Annotated in this window: 9 protein-coding genes; all 9 read left to right on the top strand. The window is 56.4% G+C overall.

The genetic code is table 11. The features are described from left to right. Positions 1-4: 4 nt before the first annotated feature. On the top strand, positions 5-682 hold the full coding sequence (locus FYK55_RS05215; protein WP_161604319.1) for an SAM-dependent methyltransferase: 678 nt from the start codon (positions 5-7) through the stop codon (positions 680-682). A 38-nt stretch (positions 683-720) separates the two neighbouring features. Further along, the gene (locus FYK55_RS05210; protein ID WP_150075291.1) at positions 721-1695 is read left to right on the top strand and encodes a methyltransferase domain-containing protein; all 975 of its coding nucleotides are present in this window, start codon (positions 721-723) and stop codon (positions 1693-1695) included. A 53-nt stretch (positions 1696-1748) separates the two neighbouring features. Then, complete coding sequence (gene asnB / locus FYK55_RS05205; RefSeq protein ID WP_150075290.1) at positions 1749-3632, top strand: asparagine synthase (glutamine-hydrolyzing); 1884 nt, start codon at positions 1749-1751, stop codon at positions 3630-3632. Further along, positions 3545-4903, top strand: coding sequence for a glycosyltransferase (locus tag FYK55_RS05200; protein ID WP_150075289.1), 1359 nt, complete (start codon positions 3545-3547; stop codon positions 4901-4903). The genes asnB and FYK55_RS05200 overlap by 88 nt, the downstream gene beginning before the upstream one ends. Continuing rightward, the gene (locus tag FYK55_RS05195) at positions 4900-6210 is read left to right on the top strand and encodes an O-antigen ligase family protein (RefSeq protein ID WP_150075288.1); all 1311 of its coding nucleotides are present in this window, start codon (positions 4900-4902) and stop codon (positions 6208-6210) included. Before FYK55_RS05200 ends, FYK55_RS05195 begins: the two co-directional genes overlap by 4 nt. Positions 6211-6460: 250 nt before the next feature. Further along, entirely contained in the window at positions 6461-7432 is a 972-nt protein-coding gene (locus FYK55_RS05190) for a sulfotransferase family protein (protein WP_161604318.1), read from the top strand. 102 nt (positions 7433-7534) lie between these two features. Further along, complete coding sequence (locus FYK55_RS05185; protein WP_161604317.1) at positions 7535-8482, top strand: sulfotransferase family protein; 948 nt, start codon at positions 7535-7537, stop codon at positions 8480-8482. Between the two features lie 291 nt (positions 8483-8773). Then, positions 8774-10918 carry a heparinase II/III domain-containing protein gene (locus FYK55_RS05175; RefSeq protein ID WP_150075284.1) on the top strand — a complete coding sequence of 715 codons (2145 nt, stop codon included), beginning with the start codon at positions 8774-8776 and terminating at the stop codon, positions 10916-10918. Further along, entirely contained in the window at positions 10911-12194 is a 1284-nt protein-coding gene (locus FYK55_RS05170) for a glycosyltransferase (RefSeq protein ID WP_150075283.1), read from the top strand. Before FYK55_RS05175 ends, FYK55_RS05170 begins: the two co-directional genes overlap by 8 nt. Positions 12195-12199 lie beyond the last annotated feature (5 nt).

Below are 12199 nucleotides of genomic sequence, written 5' to 3'. Positions count from 1 at the left end.
AAGCATGTTTCACGGCATTTCCATTCCAGGCAAGTCGATACTCGATGTCGGTAGCGGTCGAGGACTGACGTCGCTGTGGTTGGCAACCACCGGTGCACGCCGAGTTGTGAGCATGGAGCCGGAAATGGACGGTTCGCGATCGGGGGCTGTCGATATTCAACAAGAACGGATTTGCCGGTTGGGGCTTGACCAGATCGAGATCGTGACCACCGATTTTCAACAGTATGAACCATCTGAGCGTTTCGATCTGATCGTCTCCAATGCCTCCATCAATCATCTGCAGGAGTCCGAGGATCATGCGAATTGGCACCGACCCACATTCGATGCATTCGTGAAAATCGCTACGCAGATGAAGTCGTGGCTGAAACCTGCTGGCCTTGCCGTGATTACCGACGTGTGCCGCTATAGCGTCTGGACTCAGGCACGACAGCTTGGCCTGCCAGCCTGTTTGTCCAACCCCCGCCTGCGCACCATCAACTGGCGACTCCACCAACAGCCAGCGGCGTGGATGGCGATCTTCCGCGAAGCAGGATTCGTCGATTGCCGCGTTCAGTACCCGGTTCCCTATAGACTTCGCGGGATTGGGGCACTAATCAGCAATCCCGTGGCGAATTTTTTTCTGAATTCCGACTTCGTATTACACGCACGCAATGCTCCATTTGACTCGCCAATCGCCCGATAAACTCGAAGCGCCATGCCGCAGCCAATGATCAAGACCCGATGAAAACAGATTTAATCGACCTCCTCGTTTGCCCCGATTGTGAGTCTCCGCTGCGTTGTGAATCGGATTCGACAATCGATGGCGAAATCCTCAATGGTCAGCTTCGCTGTAATAACGGACATGGGTTCCCGATTTCGCGTGGCATCCCGCGTTTCGTTGACGCTGATGCCTATGCAGACTCGTTCAGTAAGCAGCGTCTGTACGTCCGCCGCCATTTTCGTCATTACGAGCACGATCGTTCCGGCGACGCACGTTTCACACCATCCACGGGAATACCCCTTTCGGATCTCAACCAGGGCGTTTCGTTAGAAATCGGCTGCGGCTACGGCCGCTACCTCGACGTCGTGCAGCGGCACGGAGGTCAGATCGTTGGCGTCGACTTGAGTACGCATTCTGTCGAACTGGCGTATGACTTCGTCGGCCGTCAACCCGGCGTCCATATTGTTCAGTGCGACCTGTTCAAGATGCCGTTTCGCCGACAATCCTTTGCCAATGTGTTTTCACTCGGCGTGCTGCATCATACGCCCGACACGGAGCAGGCCTTCAAGGCAATCGTTCCGTATGCCGCTGCCGATGGTCGTGTTGCCATCTGGGTTTACCACCCGGACCGCAAACGTGTTGCCGACCGATGGCGAAGGTACACGACCAGATTCCCCCACTCAGCGCTTTACTCCTGGTGCATCGTCAACCAAGCCGCTTTCTCTTGGATCCGAGCCCTGCCTGGCGGCCACCGATTCAGCCGCCTGATCCCCGGCGCCGCGCCGAAACGTGGTGGCAGCAACTTTTGGCAGCGGGTGATGAGTGATTTCGACAGCTTAAGCCCTGAATATGCTCACTCCCATCGCGAGGATGAGGTCAAACGCTGGTTCCGTGAAGCGGGTCTTGATGACGTCGAGGTGCTCGACTTTCCCACCGCCGTCTGCGGCGTCCAACCCGCTACGGAACGAACCCGCGACGCGGAGGTTCCTGCGTGATGCGTGGCCTCCGAGCACCGGAATCAATTTGCAGGCGGGACCGATAACGTAAAATGTGTGGCATCTCGGGCATTGTCGCCAAATCGCCGTCGGCGGAACCTTCGTTGCCGTTGGTTCGACGCATGTGCGACCAAATGGTCCACCGCGGCCCGGACGAGGACGGCTACCACGCGGAGGGACCGATCGCCCTCGGCATGCGCCGGCTCAGCATCATCGACGTGGCGGGCGGATCGCAGCCGATTTTCAATGAGGACCGCTCGATCTGCGTGATCCAGAACGGAGAGATCTACAACTTCCAGGAGCTGCGCCAGAACCTGATCGAACGCGGCCACCAGTTCTCTTCCCACACCGACACCGAAGTCATCGTGCACCTCTACGAGGAGTACGGCGATGAATTCGTCAAGCATCTCAACGGGATGTTTGCCATCGCAATCTGGGACCGCAATCGGCAAGGTCTCATCCTTGCTAGGGATCGGCTGGGCAAAAAGCCGCTGTACTACCACGATGGACCGGAGCAGTTTTCCTTTGCCTCGGAGATCAAGTGCCTGCTGGAGCAACCGGAGATTGATCGCACCATTGATCCTCAAGCCGTACTCAATTACCTGACGATCGGTTACATCAACCAACCTCGTTCCATTTATCGGTTGATACGAAAACTTCCTCCAGGTTCGATGTTGGTTGTCGAGAAAGGCACGACGCGGATCAGGCAGTACTGGAGTGTCGACGGCGAGATCGATCCAGCACTAAAGTTCGAAGATGCCACCGAGCGTCTTAAAACGCTGCTTTTCGATGCGGTCAAGATTCGCATGATCAGTGATGTCCCGCTAGGGGCATTTTTGAGCGGCGGTGTCGATTCCAGCATCGTCGTCGCACTGATGGCTCAGCAGAGTTCGAAACCGGTAAAAACCTTCTTCATCGATTTCGACGACCCGCGGTATAGTGAGCGGCAGTATGCACGCGACGTCGCGACGATGTATGGCACTGATCATCATGAACTGACGGTCCAGCCCGACGCGGTTGGATTGGTTGAGCAGCTTGTTCATTATTTTGACGAACCGTTCGCGGATTCCTCGGCCATTCCTACTTTTCTGGTTTCTAAACTGACGCGGCAACATGTGACGGTGGCTCTGGCGGGCGATGGCGGCGACGAAAGCTTTGGTGGCTATTCACGCTACCAGCGAATCCTGGCACGTCGAGATGCAGTGGCCCTCCGTCGTCTCTTTAGTCCGCTGTCAAAGGCTGCGGCATCACTTCCCGGAGCGGTCCCCGGCAAGCGGTTCTTGCAGGCGATGGCTCTTGGGAATCAGGAGTTCTTCGCGGGCGGTGTTGCCGAGTTGGAGGCCAGACGTCTGCTTAGTCCAGAGTTCCTTGAGACGATTCCCGCTCGCGTCTCCGACGAACTCTTGACGCCAGAACTCCGGAAAGCGTGGGCGGACCCGCTGGTTCCCTACACGCTGTTTGATCTGCGCTGGTATTTGCCCGATGACATCCTGGTGAAAGTGGACCGGATGTCGATGGCGAACTCGCTTGAGGTTCGTGCGCCCTTGCTCGATTATCGTCTGGTTGAGCTTGCGGCGAAGTTTCCTCTGGAGTGGAAGATCAAGGGGCATGAAACCAAGCACATTTTGAAACACGCTTTCGCCAACCAGTTGCCTGAATCGGTTCTCGAGCCGAGGAAGCGAGGCTTTTCAATTCCGCTGGGCGACTGGCTCCGTGGGCGACTGCGTCCCATGCTGGAGGAAACGCTGAACGATTCGGCACTGGAGCGATCAGGGATGTTTCGCATGGATGCGATTCGCAGCTTGGCGAAGGAGCACCAGAGTGGCGTGCGCGACCGTTCGGGCCAGTTGTGGAGGATGCTCTTTTTTGCTCGATGGCTGCGCCGCGAACAGGCTTCGAAAACGTCAGCAGCAAATCAGTGCGTTTCAGCGTCGTGATTTCACAGTCGAACAAACCCATCGAGATGATTGACGATGTGGCTGCTGGGTGTCAGGTGACCGGTCAAGTGGCCACAATCGACCCAGACAGGCTGTCCCGAATCAGCGTCGCGTACGCGATCCACTCGATGCGGATCGGAGGCGCTGAGCGCAGCATTGCGCGCTTGATCAACTCGCTCGACCACAACCGCTTCGCCCCCCTCGTCGTTTGTTTGAGCAGGACCGGCCCAGCCGCGAATTGGATCGAGGCGTGTGACGTGCCCGTTATTGAACTTGGTACCCGAAAGGCGTTTGACCGTTCAGTCATTCGTCGCTTCGCCGAGGTCCTTGAGCATCATCAAGTGGATGTGCTTCATTCCCATAATTGGGGTACTCTCATCGAGTCGCATCTCGCCCGCCGTCGAGCCAAAGTCCCCGTGCATATACATGCGGAGCGGGGAAGTGTCCTTGGGGCTGCAGAAATGCGCGGGCTGCGGATGCGGGTACGCGGCCGGATGGCTGGATGGGCCATGCGGCGCTGCGATGCTGTCGTCACAAACGCCCATACGGTGGCAAGGCGGATTGAAGACCGCTGCGGTTATCCGGCTGAAAATGTATATGTAATCCCAAACGGCGTCGAAGCTCCTGACGGTCTTCTCTCCGCCGAGCAGGCATCTGTCCGCCGCCGCGAGCTCGGCGTGCCCGACGGAGCAGTGCTACTCGGGAGCGTTGGTCGGCTGGTGCCCGTGAAGGGTTTTGATTTGGCTATCCGAGCCCTTGCAAAGCTAATGGCCGAAGGCCGCGGGTATCACCTGATGTTCGTGGGGGACGGTCCGGAGCAGGAGCGATTGACAGACTTGGCGGTGGAGCTAGCTGTCAGCGATCGCGTCCACTTCGCCGGTCACCAAGATAATGTCGGCCCTTGGCTTTCGCTGTTTGATCTGTATCTCAACACCAGTCACAGTGAGGGTATGAGCCAATCAATGGTGGAAGCGTTGGCGGCCGGATGCCCAGTAGTCGCCACGGAAGTAGGTGATTCTGCAGAGGTTTTGGGCCGCAACGGCGAATGTGGTCGCTTGGTGCCGCCAGCAGACGTCGACGCGTTGGTGGGTGGTATTGGTGAGTTGTCCTCAGCGGATTGCCGGCTTTCTCTTAGAGGGGCCGCAATGCGGCGTCACCAGCAGTTGTTTGCCGCCGTGCAGATGGCGCAGCGGTACGCGCAACTCTACCGCCAGATGCTAGCGATAAGACAGGGAACGCGCCTGTCCTCGGCAGGGAACGTTCATCAATGAACCTGACCCTTATTCTCTGGTTGATGCTATTCGTCATCCTGGCCGTAGCAGCGCTGCGCCGGCCGGCTTGGGGGGTGGCGCTGTACATGCTGACCTTTTTCCTCGCGCCTCCGTATTGGTGGTGGGGAAGTGCGGTGGCCCATATCCGCTGGAATTTATTTGCTTCACTGGTGATGTTCGGCAGCCTTATTCTGGCAGGGGCGTTTAGCGAACGGGATCTAGGCACCCGGCGGGTCAGTAACCGGTTCATCACTCTTGTGCTGCTAATTGCCGCAAATGCGACACTCGTCCACTTTCTGCTCGCGCCGAGCCTGGCGATTAGCAGCGTTACATACATCCTGTTGCTGAAGATGATGGTTCTCTTTGTGTCGATGCTCTACAGCATTCGCAGCGAAACGGACCTCAAGATTATCATTGTCGCAATCGTACTTGGCGCCGCGTACATGGGATACGAGGTAACGTTCAATGATCGCGGTCGTGTCAGCGGTGGGCGACTGGAGGGAGTGGGAACGGCGAGCGCATCAACGTCGAACGATTTGGCGTGTTTGATGGTCACTTGCATTGCGTTCATAGGTCCACTCTTCCTATTCGGCCAACGCCGTGACAAGGCGATTGCAGTCATGTCCGGGCCCCTCATCCTAAACGTGTTGTTGCTCTGCAACAGTCGCGGCGCCTTCTTAGGGCTGATCATCCTGGGAATCGTGTACCTCGCCGCTGCACCCAGTTCAATACGTCCCCAAGTCTATAAAATTGCTGCACTGGGACTATTAGCCGGCTGGTTGCTTCTGGGAGACCCCCGCATTTTAGAACGGTTCGCGACAACATTTAACGACGCCGAAGAGCGGGACCGGTCTGCGGCAAGCCGGGTAGAATTCTGGCAAGCTGGTCTGATGATGATTTCTGAACATCCGCTGGGAGCCGGTGGCGGGGGGTTTAAAGACGTATACGGTGAGCGCTACATTCATCGAGTTACGGGGGTCGGCGCGGCGAGATCCGTGCATCAAGGCTATATTAACGAGGCTTGCGAGTGGGGGATTCAGGGCCTGGCACTTCGCCTGGCCTTGTTTGCCTCAGGACTGCTGCTGGCGTGGCGGACGTCGCGGCACGCAATTCAAACAAACCAGCTCTTCATTAGCATTGTCTCGTTATCCATTGTAGCCGGCCTATGCGGGCTATTTATTCAATCGTTGTTCGGGAACTTCCTCAACAATGAATGGGGCCTTTGGCTAATCGCGCTTGCGATCGGCTGTCACCGGCTACTCGACCGCGGAGACTTGCTAGTGCCTGCACAGGAAGTCGCATTCTGAAATTGCGACGCTTCAGTACGTCGTCGGCTGGTCGAAGCGGGGTACTTTGTTCCTGCTTGGCGTTGCGCGGAGTACGACGACCATCGGCCGTGTCCGGACACTGCCTGAAGCCACGGTATGCAAAGCAGCTGGGCTATTGGCGCTTTTGGCTTTGACGATGGATGAACGTTGCGATGTTGCTGAAGAAAAGTTGGTCAATATGTCAGTCGAATCTACTAGGCGAAGCACCCAGCATAGGTCAGGAAATGCAATGAGAAATGAAACCAGCGAAGAGATTCTGAACAGTTCACTACAGAAGATGCGTGCGGAACCTACCTATGTGATCCTTGGCGTTCAAGGATCGGGCACTAATTTTATTTCGCAATTGATGGCAAAGGCGTTGCAGTTTTCTGTTGTGATTGATCGATCGCTCATTTTTGATGCTGCGGTAAGGGTGTGTCAGCAGCAGACGAAGTCGGCAGGCGAACGTGAAGCAATTCGCGTTTATCGTTCCCTTTTTCCTGGGCCGATACGAAAACGGATGCTCTCGCGAAAGTATTTCAGACAGGCAGCAAATTACGAGGGAATCGAAAAGCATTTGAGCCACGCATCTACAGCATCGGGGGCCGAATTCGCTGATTTTTTCTACGGCTATCATGCCTTCAACACGGGCGGTAAGCACAAGGCGATTAAAAGCGATGATATCTGGCAAAATCTGAATTATCTGGAACAGGTGATTCCTGACTACAGAATCATCTTGCTTGTACGTGACCCTCGTGACAATGCGCTTTCAGTCGCAAACAAGAACTTTGGCCCGAGAGATCTGTACTTCGCATCCAGGTACATTCGCTTTCAGCTTGAAATCTATGCTGCCCATCTGGAAAAGTCGCCTGATCGCATTTTGTGCATCAAGTACGAGGACTTGCTGACTGACCCCATGTCCGAGGTTGAGAAGCTTGCGGAGTTTGTTGGGGAGCCGGTGACACCAGAGGTGGTTGAGCATGTAAGCGAGGTCTTTGTAAAGCGAGGCAATAGCTTGAAGTGGAAACAGCTAAGCCAAAAAGATTTAATCGCTTCTGAATCTGTTCTGCGTGAACAAATTTTGCGGTTCGGATACGAGTGTGCTACCCGCGAAGGAGATTCGCTCGGTCGTTTAGAAATCGCACGGCGACGTGCATCTGACGTGGCACAACGGGTGCCACAGAAACTCGGTGCGAAAGCGGCGAGATTGCTTTATGGCTAGTCCCACTCGTGTACGGAGATGGGTGTCTCTTTGATTTGGATCCCGCTCATGAACATTCCTGCCTCATCATCGCTGAAAACAACAAGTATAGTGGGACCTGCAGTGAACCATCCGGTAATTTTGATCGGCAACGCTCGTAGCGGCACGTCGATTCTCAGTCACCTGATGAGGGACTGGCTGGGGATCGCGTTCCCGACCGAAAGTCAGTTCATCATCAAATATTTCGAGCGACAAGAGGCCTACCGTCCGCTCGAAGACCTAGTCAATCTGCGACGACTCGTGGAACATCTGCTTTCGGAACGCTGGCTGGAACGCTCGCATAAGTTCAACAAATTCACGTTGACCGTTGATGAGGTCATCGCTCACGTCGAGGTCAAAACGTACGCGGGAGTCCTGGATGCGATCTTCTCCTGCTTTGCCGATCACGTTGGACTCCAGCGCTGGGGCGACAAGACGCCGGGGTACATCCACCACCTGGATGTGATCTATGAGTTGTTCCCGGACGCCAAGTATGTTCATCTGGTCCGTGATGGACGCGACGTAGCGCTCTCGCTTTCAAAAACCTACTTTGGTTCCAAAAATCCGTACACGGCTGCCATGCGGTGGCGGGACACGATCGACAAGGGAGGCCGATTCGCAGAAAAGCTTCCTCCCGACCAGATCATCACGCTGCGGTATGAGGACATGCTCACCGAGCCGGGAGAGTTTTTTGGACAGCTGATTGATTTTTTGCACGTTCCCGGGGATCGCGCAAAGCTGATCTCACAGATCCGCGGAGGGCTGTCACAGCGATTGATGACGGATAATAGCAACAAGTGGAAACGGGAATGGTCGCGGGAGCAGGTGGCGACATTCGAGCGGTACGCGGGGAGCCAATTGCGGCGGCACGGCTATGAAACGCTCACCGAATGCGAAAGTCTTAACGGGACTAAGTGGCAGGCTTGTCTCTGGCGTTCGCATGATGAACTGATGAAATGGAAGTTTCCAGCGTACTGGAGCGACAACGTTTACAAAGTGAAGTGCCGGGTGAAGGATTTGTTTCAGCGATGAGTAGCGAGTAGCGAGTAGCGAGTAGTGAGTGGTGAGTGGTGAGTAGTGAGTGGTGAGTGGTGAGTAGTGAGTGGTGAGTGGTGAGTAGTGAGTGGTGAGTGGCGAGTGGCGAGTGGTGAGTGGCGAGTGGCGAGTGGCGAGTGGTGAGTGGTGAGTGGCGAGTGGCGAGTGGCGAGTGGCGAGTGGTGAGTGGTGAGTGGCGAGTGGCGAGTGGTGAGTGGCGAGTGGTGAGCAGCGAGCGGTGAGCGCCGTCGGCTCAAGCGAGGGTGGAAAGCCGATTGCTTTAGTTAAATGTTGTTGTCTTTAAATAAACTTAAGAAGTTGCGGCGGATGCCTCCGGGGGAACTGCTGGGGCGTGCTGCGGGACACTGGGGGATCCAGCGGCTGAAACGGATGGCGCGAACGCCTGAGAACTGGACGGGTCAGGTCGCGGGGATGGAAGCAGAGATTGCCGCCGCTTGCCAGACATTGGTGCCAGGGACACGGCCGGATCAACGGGAGCGATTGGCCAGGGAGTTTCCTCGCGAACTAAAAATGCTGTGTCAGTCCACAGAGCGAGTCGCTGGCAGGATCGCGGTGGGTGAGTATCACCTGTTGGGGCAGCCAGTACGTGTCGACCGGCCGATCGATTGGCACGCGGATCCGGTGAGCGGTCATCGTTGGGACGATGCCTTCTTCAGCCGCGTTTCATACCACCGTATCCCCGAGCATGTTGATTTCAAACACATTTGGGAGCTAGGCCGACACCAGTATTTGGTCGAGCTGACCCGCAGCGGATTGCTCAACGGTGTTGAGTCCCACTTGGAACTCGCTCGCCACGTCCTGGAAAGCTGGCTAGCGCAGAATCGCTTTGGCCATGGCATCCACTGGACCAGTGGCCTGGAAGTGGCAATGCGGTCGATGTCCTGGATCTGGATGATCGCCAGTGCGCCATCACTGCTGAACGACGAAGCGCTAGCGAAGCGGTGGATTGGTGAATTGTTCCTGCATGGACATTACTTGGAAAACCATCTTTCAATTTACTCCAGTCCCTACAACCACGTGATCGGCGAAGCCACGGGCATGTACCTGCTGGGGGCGGTCTTTCAGGGACTGCCAGATGCCGATCGGTGGCGGAACAAAGGGCGTGATCTGCTTCATGGATTTGGTCCGCGTCAGTTTTATGACGACGGTTTCTGCGTTGAACAGGCGATGGGTTACCATTACTTCACGCTGGGTTTTCTCACGCTGGCGATGGTTGCTGGGCAGGCCCCGGGCGACACGGATTTGGCGATTAGCGAGCTGGTGAGGAAGGGATACCAGGCGGGACTGCTGTTTCGGCAGCCAGACGGTCGTTGGCCGGCAATCGGAGACGTGGATTCGGCCAGTGCCATTCCGGTGGCGCGAGAGGATTTTTGGGATTTTGCCCCGTTGCACCAATTCGCCGCCGCGGCACTCAACGATCCGGAAATCGCTTGCGTTGGCCAGGAAAGCTTTGTGGAAAGCTTCTGGCTGCTGGGCATCGAAGGGCTGAAATACTTGCATTCGATATCGGTTTCCGAAAGCGAGGCGCGTGTCGCAGTACTCCCGCACGCCGGCTATTTTACCGCTTGCAACGCGAGCGATTCGATCACCTTCGACGCGGGTCCCATCGCGCATGGGCTGCATCCGGATGCAACACCTTCGGCTGCCCACGGGCATGCTGATACCTTGCAGGTGCTGGTTCACTGGGCAGGGCGCTCAGTTATTCGCGACTCTGGGATGCCGAACTACGCGGGAAACTCAATGCGGCGTGATCATTTCCGATCGCCGTCAGCCCACAGCTCGATCATTTTTGATGGCGCTCCGCTTGTCCGTGCGGCTGGCGGACTCTCCTGGTCTCATGATATCGCGACGACACAGCTTCGCTGGGCGAAGGATACTGCTCGCTGGCGCGCGTGTGGCAGCGTGAAGTGGGACGATTGCGCGATCACCCGGCATTTGTTGGCAATTCCCGGCGAGGCGGTCTGGATTGCCGACTGGCTGGAGACAGCACGCGAGCAGACGGCTGAGTGGTATTGGCAGTTGGCGTCGCGAGATTGGCAGTTGGCGAACACAACTCCTCGGTGTCCGATGTTCGAAAGCGGTCCGCTAACGATCACTACCGCGGTTGATGGTGATAGGCTGGAGTTCGAGCTGATCGGCCCGGACGATGAGGGTTGCGCAGCAGGATCGAGTCCGGGATATGGAGTCGTGGAAAGGGCGGCGGCTTTACGGTTTCAGATTCCCGTAGGTCATTCGAGTTTGATTTTGACGGTGATCGGGTCACCGCGTCGATCCGCCCGCTTTGTCGCCGGAGAGACGGAAGTGCAATTGACTTCCACCGATGACTCGGTGGAGTTGGGACACCGAGCGAGCAATTGCGTAGAACGAGAGTACGATAGTCTCGGAATTGGAGCGTGGTATCTGCATGAGTGATTGCGACGAAACCGTCATGCGGGTGCTTGTCGTGAGTGCCACCTTTCCGTCTTCAGTGGATCCCACGCGAGGAATCTTTGTCAAGGAAAGAATTGCCGCGCTCGATCGCATTCCGGGCGTGGAGGTCCGGGTCATTGCGCCGACCCCGTGGGCGCCGCCGATCCGTTCCATCCCGTCATGGTACGAGCGATCCCAGTTTCCACAACATGAGTTTGTGGACGGCCTTTCTGTTAGTCGACCCAGATACCCGCTGCCGCCCAAAGTCGGAGGTTATATCCATCCACAGTTGATGTATCCGGCCTTGTTGAAAGAGGCGAAGCGGATACACCAAGCATTCCCGTTTGATTTGATCGATGCCCATTTTGTTTATCCGAGCGGCGTCGCTGCAACTCGAGTCGCACGCCATTTCCGAGTGCCAGTTTGCATGACGGGACGTGGCGCCGACATGTTGCGATTTCCTTCCTATCCCTTAAAAGGGCGTCCGATTCGCTGGGCCCTTCGAAATTGCGATGGTTCTATCGCCTTGAGTTCAGAAATCGCTGAGGCGATGATCATCAATGGTGCCGCAAAGGAGAGTGTCGCTCTCATTCCAAACGGCGTGGACACCAACAAGTTTCGCCCGGCAGATTCCGCTCAGTGCCGTGCCGAGCTTGGGCTTCCGCAAGCTAAGACCATTTTGCTGAGTGTCGGTGATCGGATTGCGCTGAAGGGATTTCAGGTTATCGTCGAGGCTCTTCCAAAAGTCCTGCAGCGACGTCCCGACGTGATGTACGTCTGCGTCGGAGGACCGGGGCGGCATGGCACTGATTTTACATCTCAGCTGCGATCCGCGATTGCGAGACTGGGATTATCGGATCGGGTTCTGTTCCCTGGGATCTGCGAGCACGATCAGCTGTACAAATGGCACAACGCGAGTGACCTGTACGTGCTTGCCTCGTCCCGCGAAGGTTCTCCCAACGCGCTTCTGGAGGCACTTGCCTGCGGTTTGCCAGCAGTGTCAACGCGTGTCGGTGGTGCACCCGACGAAATCGAGAAAACTGGATACGGAATCATCATGCGTGAACGATCCGCAATCGCCGCAGCGGATGCGATTCTTGCCGCGTGTGATCGGCAATGGAATCGAGAGCAGATTCGTCATGGGATGGAAAATCGCTCGTGGGATGTGACCGCTCGGCACGTTTTGCAGCACTTTTGCAGCTTGCTTCCTGAGAGTAAGGCGAGCCGGCTTCAAGTGGCGAAGCTATCTGCGTGTACCGCATCAATTTCTGGCGATTAGGATCA

This window comes from Roseiconus nitratireducens (genome assembly GCF_008629675.1).
Taxonomy (GTDB): Bacteria; Planctomycetota; Planctomycetia; order Pirellulales; family Pirellulaceae; genus Stieleria; species Stieleria nitratireducens.
The sequence above is the reverse complement of the archived record's forward strand: the minus strand, read 5'-3'. Positions and strand labels throughout refer to the sequence as shown.

Coding starts and splice junctions, on each gene's coding strand:
- FYK55_RS05215 (WP_161604319.1), top strand. CDS start 5: ATGTTTCACGGCATTTCCATTCCAGGCAAGTCGATACTCGATGTCGGT.
- FYK55_RS05210 (WP_150075291.1), top strand. CDS start 721: ATGAAAACAGATTTAATCGACCTCCTCGTTTGCCCCGATTGTGAGTCT.
- asnB (WP_150075290.1), top strand. CDS start 1,749: ATGTGTGGCATCTCGGGCATTGTCGCCAAATCGCCGTCGGCGGAACCT.
- FYK55_RS05195 (WP_150075288.1), top strand. CDS start 4,900: ATGAACCTGACCCTTATTCTCTGGTTGATGCTATTCGTCATCCTGGCC.
- FYK55_RS05190 (WP_161604318.1), top strand. CDS start 6,461: ATGAGAAATGAAACCAGCGAAGAGATTCTGAACAGTTCACTACAGAAG.
- FYK55_RS05175 (WP_150075284.1), top strand. CDS start 8,774: ATGTTGTTGTCTTTAAATAAACTTAAGAAGTTGCGGCGGATGCCTCCG.
- FYK55_RS05170 (WP_150075283.1), top strand. CDS start 10,911: ATGAGTGATTGCGACGAAACCGTCATGCGGGTGCTTGTCGTGAGTGCC.